Genomic DNA, 21,378 nt, shown 5'->3' with positions numbered 1-21,378 from the left:
GGCTAGTTTCCTTCCCCAACGAGCGCACGGCAGAAGTCGAGCGCATTGAAGGTCTCAAGGTCGTCGATGGACTCCCCCACCCCAATGCGGTAGATGGGCAGCCCCAGCTGATCGGAGATGGCAAGCGCAATGCCACCCTTGGCGGTTCCGTCAAGCTTGGTCACGACGAGCCCGTCAAGGTCGAGAGCATCGTTGAACTCCTTTGCCTGGGCAAGGCCATTCTGGCCGGTAGTAGCATCAATCACGAGAACAACCGCAACCGGCATAGAGGTGCAGCGCCTACGCGTGACGTTTACCACCTTGGCAAGCTCGCGCATGAGGTCGGAGGAGGTGTGCAGACGCCCGGCGGTGTCGATGAGGACCAGCTGGGTGCCGCACCTCTCGGCCTCCTCGACCACGTCGTAGCAGACGCTTGCCGGGTCCGCCCCGCGCTCGCGCGTGATGACGTCCACGCCCGCGCGACGTCCCCATACCTCGAGTTGCTCGATGGCAGCCGCACGGAAGGTGTCAGCGCCACCGATAAGGCAGCTCTTTCCCTCCCCGCGAGCGCGCCCGGCGAGCTTGCCCACCGTTGTGGTCTTGCCGGCACCGTTGATGCCCACGAACAGCACGCACGACGGCACGTCCTCGAAGGGGTCGCGCTCGGCGGTGTGGAACTCCTGAGCAAGGCGGTTGGCGAGGGCGTCGCGCAGCTGATCCGAGCGCGTGAGGTTCTCGCGTGCCGCCTGCTCTCGCAGGTCATCGGCCACGCGCATGGCAAGCTCGCCTCCCATGTCGCCCATCACGAGCGTGTCTTCGAGGTCCTCCCAGAAGTCTTCGTCGACCTCGCCGCCCATGTAGAAGATCTCGTTGATGGCCTCGCGCGAGCGCGAGAGGCCGCTCTTGAGCCTGTCGAAGAAGCCCATCAGGCATCGACCACCTTTCCAGTAGCCTTGTCGAGGCGCTGAGAGACGACGTGGCTCACGCCGTCGGCCTGCATGGAGACGCCATAGAGGACGTCTGCCTGCTCCATCGTCCTTCTCTGGTGAGAGATGACGATGAGCTGCGTCGTGTCCTTGAGCTGTTCGATGGCGTCTAGGAACTTAGAGAGGTTGGAGTCATCGAGCGCGGCCTCCACCTCGTCGAACACGTAGAAGGGCACCGTGCGCGTCCTGTATACCGCAAAGAGCAGCGCCAGCGCCGTAAGCGACTTCTCACCGCCCGACATGAGCGACATCTTGGTGATGCGCTTGCCCCTTGGCTGCGCCACGATCTCGACGCCCGTTTCGGAGAGGTTGTCCGGGTTGGTCATCTCGATGTGGGCATGGCCGCCCGGGAAGAGCATCGAGAAGATCTGCGTGAAGTTCTCGTTCACCTTGTCGAAGACCACGAGGAACCTGTTGCGCATCTTGCGGTCGATGGCGGCGTTGATCTTCTTCAAGGCAACGCGGGCCGCCTCGAGGTCCTGGACCTGCTCACCGATGTAGTCCGCACGCTGCTTCAGGTGCACGTACTCGTCCATCGCGACCTCGTTCACGGGGCCGATGGAGGCAAGCTGGGACTCAAGTTGGTTCGCCTCGCGCTCGGCGGCCTCACGATCCTCCGGCGCGGGAAGCGAAAGCGCCTCGTCGAGCACGGTGCCCGTTGCCTGAATGGCCTCGATGGCGTTTTGGACCTGCACCTCCAGGCGGCCAAGGTCAACCTTGACCGCAGAGGCCGCATCGCGGGCGCGGGTGAGCTCCGCGGAGGCATCGTTCACGGCAGACTTGGCGTTGCCAATCATGCGCTTAAGGGAGTCGGAGTCCGCCTCTGCCAGAGACGCTCGGTCCTTGAGGCGTGCTGCCCAGTCAAGCGCGCGAGAACGGATGGCATCGTAGCGGTCGTGAAGAGGGTCCACGCGCAGGCGCACCACCTCGAGAGCGCGCGAGCCCCCCTCGGTGGCCACAATGCGGGCGTCGAGGTCATGCTTGCGGTTGGCAAGCTCGCGCTCGCGAGACGAGAGGTTCCTCGCGCGCTCCTTGGCCATGGCAAGCTCGAGGCGAGCGTCCGAGAGCTCGTGGGACGCCTTGCCCTGGGCCCGCACGGCCTCGTCACGCTGCGTTCGCAGGTCGCTGAGGCCTGCCGAGAGCACCTCTGCCTTGGCACGGGCGGCAGCTGCCGCAGCCTTGTGGTCCTTGATGTGCGAGCGGGCGTCGGCAGCGCGCCCAGAGGCGGCATCGCGCTGGCGCGTGACCTGGCGCTGCTCGTCTGCGGCACGCTGGCGTTGGGCATCGAGACGGCCCATCTCAGACGTGACGGAGGAGAGCTCTCCCGAGAGGCGCGCGACCTCACCCCTGGCCGACGCCGCACCCTCGCGGGACTCGGCAAGTGCGACCTCGGCGGATGCGACCTCCTGAGTTGCGGCAACAAGTGCACTCCGGAGCCCGTCCATGCCTTCCTCGAGGGCGCGGATGCGGCGCTTGCGCTCGAGGGCGCCCGCCTCGGTGGAAGGAGCGGTGCCGATGACGCAGCGCCCATCGGGCATCATGGTCACACCGTCGTGCGTGACGTAGGTGAGCACCGGCACCGCCTGGTGGGCCCGAATCGCCTCGTCGACGCTCCCCACAAGCCTCACATCGCCGAGCAGCGCAAAGAGCAGCGGGCGTGCGGCGTCAGAGACGCGCAGGCGGTCGATGAGGGGCTCGCCAGGGGCGCCATCATCCGCACCCGCACCAGGCATGGCCTCGCGGAAGACCACGGTTGCCCTGCCCTCCGTCCGTCCCTGCGAGAGCGCAGACGCTGCAAGCGTGCCGGCGTCGGCTGCGCTTGCCACCACGAAGGCAGCAAGGTCATCGCCGAGCAGGCGCTCGACGAGGGACTCCGTCGCCTCGTCCGCATCGATGAGGTCTGCCAGGCGGCACTCGACAAGGCCCGCCGCACGACCCTTCGAGACAGCCTCGGCTAGTGGGCTTGCCTTCTCGATGTTGGCATCAACCGAGCGCAGTGCCGAAAGCGTCGCCTCGGAGGACGAGAGCTTCGTGCGAGCAGAGCGCTCCTCGTCGCGAGCGCGCTTGAGCGCAGCCTGGACCTCCGCGATGGTGCCGCTGAGCGCTTCTGCCCTGGCACGGGCGCCGGCGAGCTGAGCCTCCAGGCGCTGCTTGCGTTCCCTGCGCTCTGCCAGGGCCTCCTCGGTCGTGGCGAGGGTCTCGGCCACCTGCTCGAGGCGGCTCCTGTACATGCCATCCTCGACTTCGGCGTTCGAAATCTGGTCCTCCAGCTTGGCGAAGGCGAGGGTCTCCCTATCCGCCTCGGCCCTAGCCTGCCGCTCGTCTGCCTGGCGCTTGCTGAGCGTATCCTCTAGCTCGCGCCGGCGCGCCACAGCCTCGCGCGACGCCTTCGAGAGCGCGTCCATGCCCTCCTCGAGCTCGCGTTGGCGCACGCGGGCATCCGAGAGGTCACCGGCCACGCGCTCGTACTCCTCGGTCACGTCCGTACGCTGCTTGCGCATGGTGGAGAGCTGCATGCGCATCTCGGAGAGACGAGAAACCATGTTCTTGCCCTTCTCCTCCAAAAGGCGCATGTCCGAGTCCATGCGGCCGAGGATGTCTTGCATGCGGCGGCGCTGCTCGCCGAGGTCGCCCACGAAGAGGCCCTTCTGCTCGAGAAGCGACTGGTACTTCTCGAGCTCGGCAGACTTCTCGTCCAGACGGTACTGGGCAAGCTCTACGGCTGCATCGGCCTCGCGGCCGCGGGCGGAAAGCGTCCCGTAGGATGCCTGCAGCTGGCGCAGGTCGTCCACCGCAAGCCGTGTGCGCAGCTCAGTGAGGCGCTCTGTGATGTCGTGTGCGCGCTTGGCCTTGTCGACCTGGCGCTCGAGGGGCTTGAGCTGGCGGTTTATCTCGCGTTCGATCGCCTTGGCGCGCGCAAGGTTGTCATCCATCGAGGAGAGCTTGCGCAGGCTTCGCTCCTTGCGGCGACGGTGCTTGGAGATGTCGGCCGCCTCCTCGATGAGCTCGCGACGCTCCTCGGGGCGGCTCTGGAGGATGGAGTCGAGCTTGCCCTGGCTGATGATCGAGTGGGTGTCCTTGCCCAAGCCCGAGTCGTGGAGGATATCCTGCACGTCCATGAGGCGCGCGGGTGCGCCGTTGATGAGGTACTCGGACTCGCCCGAGCGATACATCCTGCGTGTGACGCCCACCTCGGAAAAGTCGATGGGCAGCGTGTGGTCGGAGTTGTCGAGCACCAGCGTGACCTCGGCCACGCCCACGGCGGGCCTGGCCGAGCTACCAGAAAAGATCACGTCTTCCATGGCCTGGCCACGGAGCATCTTGGCGCTCTGCTCACCCAAGACCCAAAGAATTGCGTCCGAGACGTTCGACTTTCCCGAGCCGTTGGGGCCCACGACCACGTTGAGACCGGAGTCAAAAGTCATGGCAGTCCTGTCGGCGAAGGACTTGAAGCCCTTGAGGGTGAGCGACTTCAGATACAAGGGTGGTCCTCTCGCTTCTTGTGCCTAGTACCCGGTCGTGTCGCCAGGGGCGCTGGCATCTGCGCCAGGGTCGCCGCCCTGCCCCATGCGCTCGAGGGCATCTGCAGCGGCCGCGTTCTCGGAACTCTTCTTGGACGGGCCGGAGCCCCTGCCCACGCGCTTGCCGTCGACCAGCACGACCGAGGTAAAGGTGGGGTCATGGGCGGGCCCCTTCTCGCCCACAAGCTTGTACTCGGGGGCAAGGCGAAGATCGCGCTGCGTAATCTCCTGAAGGCGAGACTTGGGGTTGATGGGCCGCTCGGAGAGCTTGTCGACAAGCTCGGGCGTAACGTGCGAGGAGAGCGTGCGCAGAACGAATGCCCTGGTATCCTCATAGCCGGCATCCAGGTACAGGGCACCCACGATGGACTCGTAGACGTTCTCCAGGGCGGAGTGCATGCCGCGAGCATGCGTGCCTTTCTCGGACTCGCCCACAATGATGAGCGGAGCGATGCCCAGGTCACCCGAGATCTCGGAGAGCGTCTCGCCAGAGACGAGCGAGATCTTGAGTCTGGTAAGGGCCCCTTCGTCGAGCGCAGGAAAGCGCTCGAAGAGCTCCGTGGCAACGATGGCGCCGAGGATGGAGTCACCCAAGAACTCGAGCCTCTCATACGAAGCCGAGACGGGCTTGCCCTCCACCGCCGAAGGATGGGTGATGGCAGACGTTATGAGCCTTTTGTCGGTGAAGTGGTGACCGCAGATGCGCTCCACCTCACTGATCTGTTCATGCGTGTCCAAATGAGAGAACTCCCCTGCTTGCCTACTGAGCGGCCTCGATGGCGTTCGCGGCGTCGCCCACGGTGGCGATCTTCTCGAGGGCCTCGTCGTCAAAGGTGAGGTCAAACTCGTCTTCGAGGGCGGTGACCAGCTCGAGAAGGTCAAACGAGTCTGCGCCGAGGTCCTTGAAGGCGGTCCCTTCAGTGAGCTTCACGCCCGAGGGGACCTCGAGGGTCTCGTTCACGACCGAGGTAACCTTCTCGAGAATGGCGTCATGGTCCATAGGTTCCTCCTTGCGGATTGAATGGATGGCTCGTGCGCAAGACGAAGCCGCCATGCGCACGAAGCATATGGTACCCGTTACTCGGCCGTCTCGCAGACCTTGGCAATGCGCTCACAGAGCCGCCCTCGAGCAGCGCGTGCACAGGCCAACGTCCCGTTGGCAACGGCCTCGGCACTGGTGCTGCCGTGACCCTTGACCACGGGCGCGCGCAGGCCGAGAAGGACGGCGCCACCCATTTCGTCGCCCGAGAGTTCGCCTGCAACGGACCTGAGCGCAGGCTTGAGCATGAGGGCCCCCAGGGCCGCGCTCTTGGAGTTGCCCGTCGCAGCCTTAACGCGCGACATGATGAACTTGGCTGTGCCTTCGACGGCCTTCAGGGCAACGTTTCCAGTGAAGCCGTCGGAAACAATCACATCAAAGGTACCGGCGAGGAGGTCGTTGCCCTCGGCGTTGCCCACAAAGCCGCAGTTGCCCTCGCTGAGTGCCTGGTGGTACTGGAGCGCAAGCCCGGAGCCCTTGGTGTCCTCGGAGCCATTGCTGAGAAGTGCCACGCGCGGCTCCTCGATGCCAAGGACCACCTGCGCGTAGGCGCACCCCATATGCGCAAACTGCACGAGAGTGTCTGGATGGACGTCGGCGTTGGCACCACAGTCGAGAAACACCGTCTTCTTGCCCGTGACGCCGGGGATGGCAAGGGTGAGCGCAGGCCTGCGGATGCCCTTGATGCGGCCAATGCCGAAGGTGGCTGCCGTGAGCACCGCACCTGTGGAACCAGCCGAGAAGAGGCCGTCTGCCTCGCCCGCGCGAACCGCAGCGGCCGCGCGCACGATGCTTGCGTCCTTTTTCTTGCGCACCGCGTTTGCAGGGTGCTCGTCCATGCCAATGACCCCAGTGGTCACAAGGGCACTCGTACGCTCGTGGTCACGGGCGAAGGGCTCAACCACCACGGCATCGCCTACTACGAGAACCTTAAGCTCGGGATCGCGCTCGAGCGCCATGGAAACGCCCTCGAGCAGCACGGAGGGTTCCCGATCCGATCCCATGACATCAACGCAAATTGTGGTCATGCATCCTCCAAGGTCGCAACGAGGCACTCGCGTGCGCGACTAAAAAAGGAGGCCGACCCCAGAAGGGACCGACCTCCCAGGCCATGTTGCTGGTATGAGGCTACTCGGTGACAACGACCTCGCGGTCCTTATAGTAGCCGCAGTTAGGGCACACGTGGTGCGGCAGCTTGGGGGCACCGCAACGCGGGCACACGGACCGGGCCGGAGTGGCGACCTTGCTGTTGGCCGAACGACGGGTGTGCGTGGCTGCACGGCCCTTTTTCTGCTTAGGAACTGCCATCTTGAACCTCTCTTGCTCTTACGCCGCGCCCCTCGTGGAGACGCGGGGCAACTTGACCAAAAATCATGCGCCGATGACTATACCACGCAATACGGCACATGCGCTAGTTGTGGCAATATCTTCACTCTGCGTGAGACGCGCCGCCTTGGGGAGCGTTCTGGAGCTGACCCCCGGCCTCCGGCACGACGTCCTGGTCATGCTTCTCATGGCCCAAATCGAGTGAGGCGAGAACCGCAAAGGGACTGGACTTCAGGCGCTCCTCCTCCATCTGGGCGGCGTGCCCGCAGCCCTCCTCGTTGAGGTTGGCGCCGCAGACGGAGCAAAGACCCCTGCAGTCCGGGCGGCACAGCACCACGAAGGGCGTCTCCATGACAAGGGCCGAGAGAAGCGCGCCAGAGAGGTCGATGGTGCTGTCTGCCGAGACAAGAGAGAAGTCTATTTCGTCCTCATCGTCACCACCACCCATATCCTCGGGCTCCTCGAAGAGGTAGTACTCGTCGACCTCGCCGCTCACGTCAAACTCCGCATCGCTCAGGCAGCGATCGCACGGGCCAACCACATGTGCCGTGAGAATGCCGGTGGCGAGAATGCCCTCGCCGGCGTTGGTGAGCATGAGGTCGTAGTCGATGCCCTCGGGAAGCGAGAAGTCACGCTCGCCCAGCGAGTAGGACCTCTCGTCGAGGTGACCCTTGAGGGGCAGAGTGTCCCCTGCCTCGCCAAGGCGTGCGTCAAGCGCAAAGACGACTGGCTGCATGACGCTTACCAGGGGACGTTGTTCGACGTGTTGCGCGGGCCGGAGTTCTCGTCGAGCGTCTGGCGAACGCGGGAGACCGAGTTGGTAAGCGACTTGAGGTTCTCCTCGAGATGCGCGAGGACGGTGTCCGCGTACTCCTCGGCGTTGTAGCGGGTGTCGCGCTCGTACTGGGCGGCCTGGTCCTTGATGCTGTCGGCCTGCTGCTGGGCCAGACGCACGACCTCCTGGTCGCCGGCGAGGATCATGGCCTGCTGCTGGGCGTCAGCGATGATGCTGTCGGCCTGCTGCTGGGCACGGTCGAGCGTCTCCTGCTCCTCCTTCAGGATGCGACGGGCATCCTGAAACTCCTGCGGGAAGACCCTGCGAATCTCGTCGAGAATCTCGTACACATCCTGCGAGTCGACGATCTTCTTCTGACCGCCGCCGGTAAGCGGGGACTTCGCCTCGTTCACTAGCTGCTCGAGCTCGTCGACCAGGCTCTCTATTTCCTCACCCGGCTGCATCCAGGTCTCCTTTCAAATACGGGCCACTGCTCGGGCATGCCCGTGCGCTGCCCAAGGGGCATATCACTTTGATGGTAGCAGAAAAGAGCCTCAAGTCCTCAAAGGAGCTAAAGCTCACGCATAGTGCGCACGGAGGCACACGGCAACGTTGGGCGGAACGAGGAAGTCAACGTCTCCCCCCATGGCCGCGATCTCGCGCACGACAGAGGAGGAGACATAGCCGTACTGGGGATTTGACATGACGAAGATGGACTCGAGGTCGGGTGCCATGTAGGTGTTGAGGTCGGCCTGCTGCAGCTCGTACTCAAAGTCGGTGGTGGCGCGCAGGCCCTTGACCACGCCACCCGCGCCCTGCTTCTTGCAAAAATCAACGAGCAGCCCACAGAATGGCACCACTTCGACACCGTCTTCCATCCCGTCGTCGAGAAGGGCGCCCTTGAGCATGTCAACGCGCTCCTCGAGCGTGAACTCGGTGCCGGTGTCACGCTTGTGCCGCGACTCCGCTACGGCAACCGTGACCCGCGGGAAGAGCTTTCGGGCACGGCGAATGACGTCCATGTGGCCCAGGGTCACCGGGTCAAAGGTGCCAGGCACCACCACATGCGTGCAGAGATTGCTAGCCAACGTCCGATCCTTTCTCGAGGAGGTCCACGCAGGTGATGCCGTGACGATTGGTTCGCACGGGGGCAAGCCCCGCCACGTCAAGCCCTGGGGCCTCGGCGGAGCGCTCGTGGACCACGATTGCCCCAGGGGAGAGCGCGCCATGCGCAGAGAGATGCTTGAGCATATCACTCACAAGGGCCACCGAAAGGGCATAGGGCGGATCGAGAAACACCACGTCAAAAGGTGCTCCGGCAATGCGTCCCCTCTCGGCGAGCTGACAGGCATCGCCACGGAGAACGGCGAACACGTCCTTCTCGGCACCAACCAGTCCCAGATTGCGGCGCACCCGGGCTACGGCGCGTGAATCCTGGTCGATGAAGGTGCAGTGCGCGGCGCCGCGCGAGAGGAGCTCGATCCCCATGGCACCCGAGCCTGCAAAGGCATCGAGCACCGAGGCACCACCAAGGTCAAGCCCACGTGCCGAGAGAATCATCGACGCCATGGCCTCGCGTGTGCGGTCCGTCGTGGGACGGGTGACACCACGCCCATCGGGAGACTCCAGGGACCTTCCGCCCCACTTGCCACCAACAACCCTCATGCCTTGTCCAGCTCCTCAAAGTAGACGCCAAAGCGGTCCCTTGCCTCGAGCGCCATGGGGCGAAGCTCGGGGCCGGAAAGAGAGGGGTCCTTGGCGAAGATCTCTTGCGCGTCCTCGTGGGCCGCAACCACGAGGTCCTCGTCCACCGCAAGGTCACTCACACGCAGCGTGATGCCGCCATGCTGGCGATACCCCAGGACCTCGCCCTCGCGCCGCAGCTTGAGGTCGAGACGCGCCAGCTCAAAGCCGTCTGCCGTGCTCTCAAGGGCCGAGAGCCGCTTGCGGGCCGGTGTCCCCTGCTTCGCGGCACAGGAGAGCCAGACCTCGCCCGGCCAGTCGCCGCGCCCCACGCGACCACGCAGCTGGTGCAGGGTCGCCAGACCAAAACGGTCCGCGTCGTGTATGAGCATGACCGTTGCGTTGGGCACGTCGACGCCGACCTCAACCACCGTTGTGGCCACCAGGACATCCACCCTGCCCGCACGGAACTCCTCCATGACGGCGTCCTTGTCGGCAGCAGACATGCGACCGGTGAGCAGGGCGCATGCGAGGTCTGGAAAGACCCGCTCGGAGAGCTCGGCCAGAGTCGAGGTGGCAGAGCGCACGCGAGTGCCCTTGCTGCGCTGCGACTCCGGAACGTCGTCGAGGTCGCTTCCCAGGCCGTCACCTGAGTCGGCGTCGTCTACCAGGGGACAGATCACATAGGCCTGGTGGCCCGCCTCGACGGCGCTGCGAATGGAGCCGTAGGCGAGGTCGAGGTTCTCGGGCGTGACGATGCGCGTGGTGACACCGGCCGTGGCTCTTGGACGATTGCGGATGCAGGACAGCGAGACGTCGCCGTAGATCGAGAGCGCAAGCGTGCGTGGGATGGGCGTTGCCGTCATGGCGAGAAGGTCTGCCCCCGCACCCTTGCGACGCAGCGACGCACGCTGGTCCACGCCAAAGCGGTGCTGCTCGTCGACGACCACAAACGTGAGACGGGCAAACGCGATGTCATCGGAGAGCAGGGCGGTGGTGCCAAAGGTCACGCAGAGCTCGCCCGCGGCCGTGCGGCGGGCTGCCTCGGCACGCTCGGCGGACGGGGTCGCACCCGTGACGAGCGCCCACGTGATGCCCGCCGCATCGAGAATGGGCCCGAGCTTCTCGGCATACTGCCGCGCAAGAACCGAGGTGGGTGCCATGACAGCGCCCTGGGTCCCGGTGTCTGCCACGGCTGCCAGGGCCACGGCGGCCACGGCCGTCTTGCCCGTGCCCACGTCGCCCAAAAGCAGGCGGTTCATGACGCGGGGAGCGGCCATGTCGGCAAGAATCTGATCTGCGGCGTGGCGCTGCTCGTCGGTGAGCGAGAAGGGCAGCGCGGCGAGAAGGGCGTCCATGTGCGGCCCCGAGCTTGCATGCGTGGTTGCGCGCACGTCCCCCAGCTCGATGGCCTGACGGCTGAGAAGGGCCACCTGAAGGCAGAGGAGCTCATCAAAGGCAAGGCGCCGGCGCCCCTCCTCCGCCGTGGCGAGGCTCTGTGGGAAGTGGACCTCGCGGACGGCGCGCGCAAGCGTCATGAGCCCATGGCGCTCCACAAGCGTCGCGGGCATCCAATCTGCCACGTCGCCCACGTCGGCAAGCGCGCACGAGACGATGCGGCGCATCCATGAGGTGGTAATCCCCTCCCCCACGGAATGCACGGGCAGCACCCGGCGATAGCTTGAGGCGTTGGCGTTTGGCTCCAGGACCTCGTGGAAGGGCGCACGCATCTGCTTGAAGCCGTAGGCGAAGTCCACCTTGCCGGAAAGCGCGATCTTGTTGCCACGCCTGACCTGCTCAGCCAGCCATGGCTGGCCAAAAAAGCTTGCCGAGAGCACGCCGGTCTGGTCAACCACGAAGAGCTCGACCACCGTGAGACGCGGACGAGGCCGCTTGAGCTCGACCTTGTCGACGGTACCCACGACTGTCACCTCGCTGCCGAGGTCGGCATGGCTTATGGGCACCACGTGGGAGTAGTCCACATAGCGGTGTGGCACATGGAGAAAGAGGTCGCGCACCCGGTGGATGCCGAGGCGCTCCAGCGCGTCGAGGCGCGATGACGCGCCCCTCGACGAGACATAGCGCAGGCGCGAGACGCCGTCCGTGAGGGCAAGCGTCCTATCGACGCGTCCCGCAGCCGCCCCGACGCTCGGAGTACCGGCTGCGGGTGACGGATGCGGGACACCCATGGGCCACTACTCGATAGAGAAGACGATGGGATAGAGGGGCTGCTCGCCGCGGTGGGAGTCAATCTCGAGCGAGGGCTCGGAAGCCGAGATGGCTGCGACGATATCCTCAAACGAAGCGTCATCGAGGTCCGCGCCCGCGAGGATGGTGAGAGTGTCGCCCTCTTCCGCCTCCTGCATGCGATGCACAAGCTCGACCGTGACGTCTTTCACCGACGAGCCGACGACGATGATGTCCCCGTCCTCGATGCCCATGACGTCACCGGCGTGGATGGGCGAGCCGTCGGCCGCCTGGGAATCGCGCACGGCACGGGTGACCTCGCCGCCACGGACCTCGGCGATGGCCTCGGTCATGGCATCGACGTTGTCTTCGAGGGTACCATCGGGATCGGCGACAAACATTGCCGAGAAGGCCTGGGGCACGGTCTTGGTGGGAACCACGGCCACATGGACGTCCTCGCAGGCAGAAGCCGCCGCCTCGGCGGCCATGCGGATGTTGCCGTTGTCGGGAAGCACGATGACATTCTCGGCGTTGGCCTTCTCGACAGCAGCAAGGATATCGGCGGTCGAGGGGTTCATGGTCTGACCACCCGAGACAACGACATCGACGCCAAGGGAGGTGAGGATGGACGCCTCACCGGAGCCTGCGGCAACTGCGACAAAGCTCAGGGGCTTCTTGGGGGCCTTCTGCTCGACGGCCTTGTCCGCAGCAATCTTTGCCGTGCGCTCGTGAGCCTCGAGGTCCATGTTGTGGATGAAGACCTCAAAGATCTGGCCGTACTCGAGCATGTAGGCAAGGACCTTGTCGGGCGTGTTGGAGTGCACGTGCACCTTGTAGTCAGGGTACTCACCCACGAGAAGCTCGCAGTCGCCCATGGTGGCAAGGAAGGCAAGCGCCGCGTCGTGGTCGAACGACTCGTTGTTGGCGTGGAAGAGGAACTCGTTGCAGTAGCGGTACTGGGAACCCTCCCAGTCATCGTTGAGCTCGATGGCGACCTTGGAGGAGACGGCCGCCTTGGCGTCTTCGGAGTCGACGGTGGTCTTGAAGTCCGAGATCTCGCCGGCCTTGCCCTCGACGGCGTTCACGAAGGCCTCGAAAAAGGTGGCAAAGCCAAAGGCACCCGAGTCTACCACGCCGTTCTCCTTGAGAACGGGCAGGAGCTCGGGCGTGCGGGCGACAGACTCGTACGCTTCGATGACCAGTGCGTCGAGCATCTCGATTGCGGAGACACGGGCCTTCTCGAGCTGGTCGGCGCGAGTAGACATGTCACGCAGGACGGTGAGGATCGTGCCCTCGACCGGCTTGCGAACTGCCTTAAAGGCGACCTTGACCGAGCGACGGAACGCGTGCGCGATGTCTGCGGAAGTGGGATTGTCCTGGTCCTTGGCATCGCAGAGACCTTCTGCAAGGCCACGGAGAATCTGGGAGGTAATGACGCCCGAGTTGCCACGCGCGCCCATGAGTGAGCCGTGGGTTATCGCCTTGGCGATGTCCTCGATGGTGGCGTCTTGGGAAAGCGCCTCCACCTCCTTGACGACGGTTCCCAGGGTAAGCGACATGTTGGTGCCGGTGTCACCGTCGGGAACGGGGAAGACGTTGAGCTTGTTGATCTCCTCTGCACGATCGGCAACAACGTTCGCCGCCACGGGGAAGCACGTACGGATGACTGACGCAATCATCTTATTGGACCTCGGTTCTTTCTCAGCGGCCTAGCGATTGGAGCGGAGGCCCTCGATGTGGACAGTGACCTTGATGTCGTCAAGCTCGGCAATCTGCTTAAGGATGAACTTGACCGAGCTGGTGAGGTTGTTGACGACTGACGCCATATTGACGCCCTGCTCGACAACGACGTGGAGGTCGACCGAGAGGTGACCATCAGGCGTGACGCTGACGTCGATGCCGCGGCGCAGGCGGTTTGTGGGCAGGAGCTGAGCGACGCCGCCCTGCTCGTCGATGAGCGCCATGCCAACGACACCGTAGCACTCCAGCGCAGCGTAGCCAGCCAGATCTGCAATGCAGTCGTTAGAAACTTTGAGCGCTCCCGGAACGACACCGGCCATGGGGTCTCCTCTCAAAGCCCTCGTGGGTGCGGGGGCGATAGAAACAACAAAATCCATGTGATTATAGCGCAGGCTCGTGCAAACGCGTGACCGTCCTGCGGAGGGGTGCGGACGGGGGTCTCAGCCCGACGGGTCCCAGCCCAACGCCGACGAGGACAATGCCAAGAAGTTGTGTGTATCCCTTGCGAGAAACACCCCAAGTGGTATATTTGCAAGGCTGCTTGTTGATTAACGGGCGCGCGAGCGCCGCACTTTGGAGGTCAAGGTCATGTCGAAGGTTTGTGATATCTGCGGCAAGCACGCCGTTGCCGGTCATTCCATCAGCCACTCCCATCGCACGGTTGCTCGCACGTTCAAGCCAAACATCCAGCGCGTCTCCGTCGTTGTCGACGGCCGGCGCAAGAAGCTGAACGTCTGTACCAGGTGCCTCAAGAAGGGTAACCTCGTTCGCGGGTAGTCCTCTGGATTGCATGTGACACGCGGAGCCGCGCCGTTCTGGTGCGGCCCCTTTTTTGGTCGAGCCTTCTTCTTTCCAGTTGCTTGTTGTTTTTCGCCGTTTAGAAGTTTCTCGAACGTTTAGTCCCACTTAAACGGCAATTTTCTACGGGTGGATAACGGCTCCGCAAAATCCGAACGGTTAGCAATGCTTAGACGGCGATTTCTCACGCCTTGACAACGGCTCCGCAGACTCTCGCCGTTTAGAGGAGCCTAAATGCCCGAAAAGCATGGCATGCCGGCCGTCGCCAGGGCCAGCCGCATCGGCCACCACCAGCCACGCCGGCACTCCCTACCTCAACAAAAATGCCGCAACGGCACCCGAGCTCACTAAGACCACGGCGTCCTTCTTCACCACCACGTTCGAGATTCCTAGGTCGTTGAGAAGCCCAAGCGGACGCTTCTCGAGACACCACCTCATGCCCGACTCGCTAATCACCGTCCCCGGCGCCACAGCAACTGCAGAGAAGGTATGGCCCTCTGCCCTCTCGCCAAGCCGCCACTCCGACGCGCCCCCAGCGGCGACAATACGCATCTCGAAGGAGTCCTCCACCAACGCGGGCCAGGCGTCGGCAGCGCTGGCGAGAAGGCCCACCACTCCCAGCGCGTGGTCCGGACGCCCGCCAGACGCGCAGGTCACCGTCAGGCGCAGCGGGCGCCCTTGTCGCGCAGCTTCATGGCGTGCGCAATCGATGGCAAGCGAGAGGTCCGTGGCGTACTTCTCGGAAGGAAACTCGATTGTGCGGCCAGCCTGCTCGCTCGCCCAGGCACCTGTCGCCGCGGAAACGGAGTCGTGGTCGCCGCAGTACGCGTTTGGCGCCACGCCGGCTGCCCGGCATGTTTCGGCACCGCAATCCGCTGCGACAACGTAGTCCGCCTCGGCGGCAAGTCGCGCGACCAGCTCCGGTGAGCTTGGCGTGGGCGACCCGTCCACCACAAGGGCACGCAGCGGATTCGCGTCGGACGGCACCTCTGCAGTCTGCGGCGTCGGCGCTGCATAGTCCTTGATGAGTGCCACGGAGAGCTCGGCGAAGCCATGCACGTATATGTCGCACCAGGGCTCCACATCCCTCTCGTCTCGACCGTCGTGGTCATTCATAAGCCCCACGACGTTAAAGCCCGCACGCTTGGAGGTACGCACACCAAATGGCGCGTCCTCAAAGACCCAGGTATCCCCCACCGGCGTGCCTAAGCGCCGAGCCGCCTCAAGATAGACGTCGGGGAATTCCTTGTCGCGCTCCCCCACCTGCTCCGTTGTCACGATGTCCTTGAAGAAGCGAGAAATGCCGTGCACCTCAAGCGCCACCCGAACCTCGCGCAGCGGCGTCGAGGTCGCGATGACCATGGGGACGCCAGCGGCGTCAAGCTCCGCGAGAAACTCCTTGGCCCTGGGCATGAGCTTGACATCATGCGCGTAATGGCGCCGAACGATGGCTGCGACTTCCTCGTAGAGTTCCTCTGGCGACGCAGGCACGCCCAGCTCGTCGTGGATTGTCCGGCAGCCGTCGAGGAGACTGACCTTCTCGATGCGGGGAAAGAAGTCATCGCCGGCGCTTTGGATGCCATGGGCCTGAACGACCTCTTTCATGACCCTGCCCCACATGGGCATGGAGTCAATGAGCGTTCCGTCACAGTCGAAAATGGCACCCTTGAAAGCCATCGTCTCTCCCTGCGGCACACAGCCGTCACGTCGCGAGCAGATTCGGTGTTGTCCCCAGGCGAGCCCAGCGTGAGCTGGCAGCAACCTGTCCAGTTGGGTAAAGTATCCCATGGCTTAGACGCTGTCGCGCCCGCCCGAGATACCATACAGCATCTGCACCAAGCTTCCGGAGGAAGAAGAATATGGCTCGTTATGATTACAAATGCCCCTCATGCGGTTCGACTTTCGAGGTCGAGCACCCCATGAGCGCTCATCCCAAGGTGAACTGCCCCAAGTGCGGCCACGAGGCCGAGCGCGTGTTCGAGACCTCGGGAATTGTCTTCCAGGGATCGGGGTTCTATAACACCGACCAGCGAGGGAAGTAGCTCTCGCGGTACAGAATCCGCACCCTACAGGCAACATGCAGCAGCCCAAGGCCTCCGTCGCTTCTCGACGGGGGCCTTGGCTTGTGTCGCGCCCTCGCCCCGATGAGCTGCACGGCGGACGGGTCAAGCTCGCCCGCGCCAGGTCAGCCCGACAACTGCGCCCAAGCCCATCTTTGGGTGCATATGACGCATCGGGTTCCCTTAGAATCAGGGGGAGAGTATATTGGCTTGGCAGCCATAAAGTAAACTAAGGTAGTCTCTCGCGGACGTCGGGCTAAGCTCTTCGACACGGCAAGGCGCTATCGACACACGAGACGGACGTGAGTTCCGGAGGCAGCATGTCTGACACAAATGATGAGAGGACCCCATCCAAGAGGACAGTGGGCACCGAGCAAAAGCAGGGCTTTGGGCTTGTTGGGAAGGACGCAGGCTTTATCCCCACTGGCAACGCAAACGTGATGTCCGAAGGCAGCAGCCAAAACGGACACGACAGAGGCGGCAGGCGCTTTGTGGCACGAACGCTCGTCCCGCTGCTGGTCCTCGCAGCAATCTTGGGCGGAGGCTTCTTCTGGTGGACAAAGCTTCGCCCAGTGCAAGTGACCGTGAACGGCACGCTCCAAAGCGTGACCGTAGGCACCACGATTGACCAGATCAAGCAGGACGAGAACATCCAGACCGCATCGGGCAACTACGTAAGCGTCTCCGGAAACGTCCTTGCCGAGGGCGGAGGCCATCCCTACTCGGTCACCATCAACGACAAGGACACCCCCTACGACGAGGCAAGCGTCTACAAGGTGTCCGGCGGCGAGCGCATTTCCATCGGTGACGGAGGCGACCGCACGGAGCCCTACACCACCGAGACCGTGAACCAGGCGCCAAGGCTCCTCATGGAGGGCAACGTGGGCGCCATCAACTACATCTCGCAGTGGGGGTCTACCACCGTAAAGGACGTGCTTACCGGCCAGGAGTCTGGCGAGCAAGCCGACGGCACGGTCTACCAGCAGGGCCAGGATTGCATCGTCACCGTGAAGGACGTCCAGCCGGCAGGCAACAAGAGGCTTGTGGCTCTCACCTTTGATGATGGCCCGAGCCAGTACACCAGTCAGTACCTGGAGATCCTCAAGGCGAAGGGTGTCAAGGCAACCTTCTTCTGCCTGGGTAAGGAGGTGGACGCAAATCCCAGTGCCGCCAAGGCCATCGTGGATGCCGGCTCCCAGATCTGCAGCCACTCCTATGACCACCCCGACCTCAGGAACTCGGACGCGCAGACGGTTCTCGACCAGCTGACGTCATCCTTCTCGTCCATCGAAAACGCCACGGGCGTGAAGACCACGGCGTTCCGCCCGCCCTACGGGAGCTTCACGCAGAAGACCTGGCTCTCCACGCAGGGCGTGGCGACGGTCTCCGTGCGCTGGGACATCGACACCGAGGACTGGCGGCTACCAGGCGCAGGCCGGATCGTCTCTAACGCCACCACAGGCGTAAAGCCCGGAAGCATCATCCTGATGCACGACGGCGGCGGCAACCGAGACCAGGATGTCGAGGCGCTGCCTCAAATCATCGATACGCTCCAGTCACAGGGATACACCTTCGTTACCATAAGCGAGCTCTTGGCAAGCGACGACTCCATCCCATCTGACATCGCAAGCTGCGATGCGACCATGCCCGAAAGCGCGGTTTGGCCTGACGAGATTGGCGAATGAGACAAGGGGGCTGTCCCCTTGTCTCACGCAAACTGGCTATGGTAGAGAGACGCGTATGCGCCACCCTTGGCGAGAAGCGACTCGTGCGTCCCTTGCTCGATGATGGTGCCGTGGTCCATAACGAGGATGAGGTCGGCATCGACGATGGTCGAGAGCCGGTGCGCGATCACGAAGCTCGTGCGATTCTCCATGATGGCCTCCATCGCACGAACGATGGCCTGTTCGGTGCGGGTGTCAACACTTGAGGTTGCCTCGTCCAGAATAAGCATGGCTGGGTCGGTGAGCATGGCGCGCGCAATGGTCAGAAGCTGACGTTGGCCCTGGCTTACGTTCTCGCCACCATCGGCGAGCAGCGTGTCGTAACCGTGCGGGAGCGTACGCACGAAGAAGTCCACATGCGCCGCGCGAGCAGCCGCTTCGACCTCCTCGCACGTTGCCCCAGGCCTGCCGTAGGCAATGTTTTCGGCAATGGTCCCCTCGAAGATCCATGCGTCCTGCAGCACCATGCCAAACTCGCGCCGTAGGTCGCTTCGACGCAGAAGCCTGGTATCCACCCCATCGAGCGTGATGCGCCCGCCGCCGACCTCATAGAAGCGCATGAGCAGGTTGATGAGGGTGGTCTTGCCCGCACCCGTCGCGCCGACGATGGCGATCTTCTCGCCCGGCTCGGCCACAAGCGAGACGTCGCGCATGAGCGGCGCGTCAGGCGAGTAGCCAAAGCGAACGTGCTCGAAGGCAACACGGCCCCGCACCGGCTGCGGGAGCGCAAGAGGCGCCTCGGGATCCGACTTGGCCTCGGTGGCGTCGAGCAGCGCAAAGACGCGCTCCGCGGCAGCGAGGGCGCCCTGCAGCATGTTAACCGTAAGGGAGAGCTGCGTGAGCGGCTCTGACGCCTGGGTCACGTACTGGAAGAACGCCTGGAACGAGCCGACCGTCATCTGTCCGCCTGCCACAAGCACTCCGGCAGCAAGGCCAATGCCAACCTGCGAGAGTCGCACGAGGAAGCGGATCGCGGGCGAGATGGCGTTGGTGAGAAAGTCTGCTCGGGCACTTGTCGCCGCCACCTTCTCGGCGCGATCCGCGATGGCCTCAAGGCTCGCACCCTCCACGCCAAACGCCTTGATGACGACACGGCCCGAGTAGGCCTCCTCGACGCCCTCCGTGAGACGACCCAGCGCATCCTGGCGCTCGGCCGCCGCGTCCAGCGTGCGGCGCGCAGCGAACTTCGTGACTGCCGTGGCCGCTGCGGCAAACGCGCAGAACACGAGCACCAAGGCGGCATTCGAGAGCAGCATGAGGACAATCGCGCCCACCAGGGTGGTAAAGGCAACGATGAGCTGGAGCAGCCCTCGCTGCAGCACCTCGGAGACCTTGTCCAGATCGTTGGTCGCTCGGCTGATGGTGTCACCTGGCTGGTGGGCGTCAAAGTACGAGAGGGGAAGCCTCCCGAGCTTTGCGGCAATCTCCTTGCGCAAAAGCAGGTTGAGACGCTCGGCAAAGCTTGCCATCACGAGCGACTGCACGCTGTAGAAGACCCAAGCGCAGGTCCAGATGCCCAGGTAGATGAGCACTTCTTGGCCACCGCTGTCAAAACCCACGAGAAATGCCTCGCCGCGGCCAAGGCTCGCCTGGATGTCTGCCCACAAGACATCGACCACATAGGCGCTGTAGGCAGCCGCTCCCAGGCTTGCGGCAACGTACACGACGGCGCAGACGGTAGCCACCACAAGGCGCCAGCGCTGGCTGCCAGCGGAAATCCACAGTCGCCGCGCCGCTCCCCGAGCGTCATGCGGACGCTCTTCGTCGAGCCCATCGAGCCGGTGGCTCTTCTCGTCACTCATTGGCAGTCGCACCTCCTCTCGTCTGGGACTCGACAATGTCGCGGTAGGCCGGGCACGTCTCCATAAGCTCCTCGTGGGTCCCGCGGCCCACCACACGCCCGTCGCCCAGAACCACAATCTGCGCCGCATGGCGCACCGTGCTCACGCGCTGGGCGATGATGACCACGGCCTCGTTGTCAAGCTCGCCTGCAAGGGCGTGACGCAGCGCCGCGTCGGTCTTGTAGTCGAGCGCCGAGAAGGAGTCGTCGAAGACGTAGAGGTCGGCGCGACGCACAAGCGCACGGGCAATCGCAAGCCGCTGCCGCTGGCCGCCCGAGAAGTTCGAGCCTCCCTGTGCGACGCGCGTGGCAAGGCCATCGGGCAGTTCTCGCACGAAGCTCGTCTGGGCCACGTCGAGGGCGTGCCAGAGCTCGTCGTCTGTGGCGGCGGCATTGCCGTCGCGGAGGTTCTCGGCGATCGTTCCCGAGAAGAGCCAGGCCTGCTGCGGGACGTAGGCAATGTGGGCGCGCAGGTCATGTTGGGTGACTTCGCAAACGTCACGCCCAAGCACGTCGAGCTCGCCCTTCGTGACGTCGTGGAAGCGCAGAAGCATCTTGGCCACGGTGGACTTTCCCGAGCCCGTGTTGCCCATGATGGCCGTGACCTCGCCGCGCCTCACGGAGAAGTCGAGGTCATGCAGGGTGTCCTCATCGGCGTCCGCAAAGCGGAAGCTTGCGTGCGAGAAGCGTGCGACCTCGTCGCCGGGTCGGGGATCCGCTGGCGTCGCCAGGGGCTTTGGTTTCTCGGGCTCCGTCACGGTGGGTACGGAGTCAAGCACGGCGGCCGCACGCGTGAGGCACGAGAGCGCACGGGGCACCTGGATGATCGCAAACTGCGCCATCATCATGAAGAACATGATGAGAATGGCATACTCGAGCAGCGCAGAGATGGAGCCGATCTGCATGGCACCCGCGCCCACGCGATCGGCACCCAGCCACATCACGAGCACCTCCACGATGTTCATCAGGAAAAACGTCGTGCAGTCCGCCACCGAGAACAGCATGTTGACGCGGATGGCGTTGCTCGCGTAGTCCTCGAAGGTCTCGTCCAGGCGGGCACGCTCGTGCTCCTCCTTGCCAAAGGCGCGGATGACACGGGTGCCCGTCACAACCTCGCGCAGGCGGGAGTTCATGCGGTCGATGAATCCCTGCATGGCAAGAAAGATCGGTGTGGCCTTGGCAATAGCCAGGACGCAGATGGCAAGCATCGCCAGCGTCACAACCAGGAGCATCCGTCCCATGACAGGATCGATGCCATACGCCAGGATGATGGCAACCGCGCAGGTCACAGGTGCCGGAAAGGCCATCATGAACGTCATGAGCAGGGTCTGCTGCACCACGTTGGCGTCGGAGAGCGTGCGCGTGATCATGGAGCCCGTGCCAAACGCGTTGAAGTCGGTGCCCGAGAGCGCAAGGGACTTCTTGTAGACGGCCATGCGCAGGTCTCGTCCCACGTAGGCGGCAAGGCGCGAGATAGCCCAGTACGATGCCACGCAACCGCCCGAACCCAGCACAGCGGCGGCGAGCATGGCCAGCCCGTGCGAGGTGAGCTCGGCGGTATCGTGGCTTCCCACAGCAACGTTCACAAGAGCTGCAAGCTGCGTTGGAACGAGCAGCATGCCTACGACGTCGGCAAGCAAGAGCGCGAGAGCTGCCACGGCCAGACCGCGATGCGGGCGGATGAGACCGGACAAGACCCTCCATGACGCACGCCTGCTGT

At 64.0% G+C, this 21,378-nt stretch carries 19 protein-coding genes; 3 read left to right on the top strand and 16 right to left on the bottom strand.

Annotated features, from left to right (window positions below; translation table 11 throughout):
• Window positions 1–2: 2 nt before the first annotated feature.
• The 13 genes from ftsY to E0E00_RS07640 form a co-directional block, all read right to left on the bottom strand.
• Window positions 3–905 carry a signal recognition particle-docking protein FtsY gene (gene ftsY / locus E0E00_RS07700; RefSeq protein ID WP_130811953.1) on the bottom strand — a complete coding sequence of 301 codons (903 nt, stop codon included), beginning with the start codon at window positions 903–905 and terminating at the stop codon, window positions 3–5.
• On the bottom strand, window positions 905–4,447 hold the full coding sequence (gene smc, locus E0E00_RS07695) for a chromosome segregation protein SMC (protein WP_130811952.1): 3,543 nt from the start codon (window positions 4,445–4,447) through the stop codon (window positions 905–907). The genes ftsY and smc overlap by 1 nt, the downstream gene beginning before the upstream one ends.
• 24 nt (window positions 4,448–4,471) lie before the next feature.
• Window positions 4,472–5,224 (bottom strand): ribonuclease III, encoded by a 753-nt coding sequence (gene rnc / locus E0E00_RS07690; RefSeq protein ID WP_130811951.1) that lies wholly within the window; start codon window positions 5,222–5,224, stop codon window positions 4,472–4,474.
• Between the two features lie 22 nt (window positions 5,225–5,246).
• Window positions 5,247–5,486: an acyl carrier protein gene (acpP, locus tag E0E00_RS07685; RefSeq protein WP_130811950.1), complete on the bottom strand. Its 240-nt coding sequence runs from the start codon at window positions 5,484–5,486 to the stop codon at window positions 5,247–5,249.
• Window positions 5,487–5,563: 77 nt separating this feature from the next.
• Window positions 5,564–6,553 (bottom strand): phosphate acyltransferase PlsX, encoded by a 990-nt coding sequence (plsX, locus tag E0E00_RS07680; RefSeq protein WP_130811949.1) that lies wholly within the window; start codon window positions 6,551–6,553, stop codon window positions 5,564–5,566.
• Window positions 6,554–6,653: 100 nt separating this feature from the next.
• Window positions 6,654–6,833, bottom strand: coding sequence for a 50S ribosomal protein L32 (gene rpmF, locus E0E00_RS07675; RefSeq protein ID WP_130811948.1), 180 nt, complete (start codon window positions 6,831–6,833; stop codon window positions 6,654–6,656).
• A gap of 121 nt (window positions 6,834–6,954) precedes the next feature.
• Window positions 6,955–7,587 carry a DUF177 domain-containing protein gene (locus tag E0E00_RS07670; RefSeq protein ID WP_130811947.1) on the bottom strand — a complete coding sequence of 211 codons (633 nt, stop codon included), beginning with the start codon at window positions 7,585–7,587 and terminating at the stop codon, window positions 6,955–6,957.
• 5 nt (window positions 7,588–7,592) lie between these two features.
• Window positions 7,593–8,090, bottom strand: a complete 498-nt coding sequence (locus E0E00_RS07665) for an ATPase (protein WP_130811946.1) — start codon at window positions 8,088–8,090, stop codon at window positions 7,593–7,595.
• A 114-nt stretch (window positions 8,091–8,204) separates the two neighbouring features.
• Window positions 8,205–8,714, bottom strand: a complete 510-nt coding sequence (gene coaD / locus E0E00_RS07660) for a pantetheine-phosphate adenylyltransferase (protein WP_256386421.1) — start codon at window positions 8,712–8,714, stop codon at window positions 8,205–8,207.
• Entirely contained in the window at window positions 8,707–9,291 is a 585-nt protein-coding gene (gene rsmD / locus E0E00_RS07655) for a 16S rRNA (guanine(966)-N(2))-methyltransferase RsmD (RefSeq protein WP_130811945.1), read from the bottom strand. Before rsmD ends, coaD begins: the two co-directional genes overlap by 8 nt.
• On the bottom strand, window positions 9,288–11,498 hold the full coding sequence (locus E0E00_RS07650) for an ATP-dependent DNA helicase RecG (protein ID WP_130811944.1): 2,211 nt from the start codon (window positions 11,496–11,498) through the stop codon (window positions 9,288–9,290). Before E0E00_RS07650 ends, rsmD begins: the two co-directional genes overlap by 4 nt.
• Window positions 11,499–11,504: 6 nt before the next feature.
• Window positions 11,505–13,175, bottom strand: coding sequence for a DAK2 domain-containing protein (locus E0E00_RS07645; RefSeq protein WP_130811943.1), 1,671 nt, complete (start codon window positions 13,173–13,175; stop codon window positions 11,505–11,507).
• Window positions 13,176–13,205: 30 nt separating this feature from the next.
• Entirely contained in the window at window positions 13,206–13,556 is a 351-nt protein-coding gene (locus E0E00_RS07640) for an Asp23/Gls24 family envelope stress response protein (RefSeq protein WP_130811942.1), read from the bottom strand.
• Window positions 13,557–13,824: 268 nt separating this feature from the next.
• On the opposite strand from E0E00_RS07640, the gene rpmB reads away from it, so the two are divergent.
• Complete coding sequence (gene rpmB / locus E0E00_RS07635; protein WP_130811941.1) at window positions 13,825–14,013, top strand: 50S ribosomal protein L28; 189 nt, start codon at window positions 13,825–13,827, stop codon at window positions 14,011–14,013.
• Window positions 14,014–14,343: 330 nt separating this feature from the next.
• Here rpmB and E0E00_RS07630 read toward each other — a convergent pair whose 3' ends face one another.
• Window positions 14,344–15,711: a thiamine diphosphokinase gene (locus E0E00_RS07630; protein ID WP_165443614.1), complete on the bottom strand. Its 1,368-nt coding sequence runs from the start codon at window positions 15,709–15,711 to the stop codon at window positions 14,344–14,346.
• A gap of 182 nt (window positions 15,712–15,893) precedes the next feature.
• On the opposite strand from E0E00_RS07630, the gene E0E00_RS07625 reads away from it, so the two are divergent.
• Complete coding sequence (locus tag E0E00_RS07625) at window positions 15,894–16,076, top strand: FmdB family zinc ribbon protein (protein WP_130811939.1); 183 nt, start codon at window positions 15,894–15,896, stop codon at window positions 16,074–16,076.
• A 338-nt stretch (window positions 16,077–16,414) separates the two neighbouring features.
• On the top strand, window positions 16,415–17,779 hold the full coding sequence (locus E0E00_RS07620) for a polysaccharide deacetylase family protein (RefSeq protein ID WP_130811938.1): 1,365 nt from the start codon (window positions 16,415–16,417) through the stop codon (window positions 17,777–17,779).
• 23 nt (window positions 17,780–17,802) lie between these two features.
• Here E0E00_RS07620 and E0E00_RS07615 read toward each other — a convergent pair whose 3' ends face one another.
• Window positions 17,803–19,620, bottom strand: coding sequence for an ABC transporter ATP-binding protein (locus E0E00_RS07615; RefSeq protein WP_130811937.1), 1,818 nt, complete (start codon window positions 19,618–19,620; stop codon window positions 17,803–17,805).
• Complete coding sequence (locus E0E00_RS07610; protein ID WP_371683386.1) at window positions 19,613–21,352, bottom strand: ABC transporter ATP-binding protein; 1,740 nt, start codon at window positions 21,350–21,352, stop codon at window positions 19,613–19,615. The genes E0E00_RS07615 and E0E00_RS07610 overlap by 8 nt, the downstream gene beginning before the upstream one ends.
• Between the last annotated feature and the right edge of the window lie 26 nt (window positions 21,353–21,378).

The organism is Olsenella sp. Marseille-P4559 (assembly GCF_900605015.1).
GTDB lineage: Bacteria > Actinomycetota > Coriobacteriia > Coriobacteriales > Atopobiaceae > Tractidigestivibacter.
This window is presented reverse-complemented; position numbering and strand designations above follow the sequence as displayed.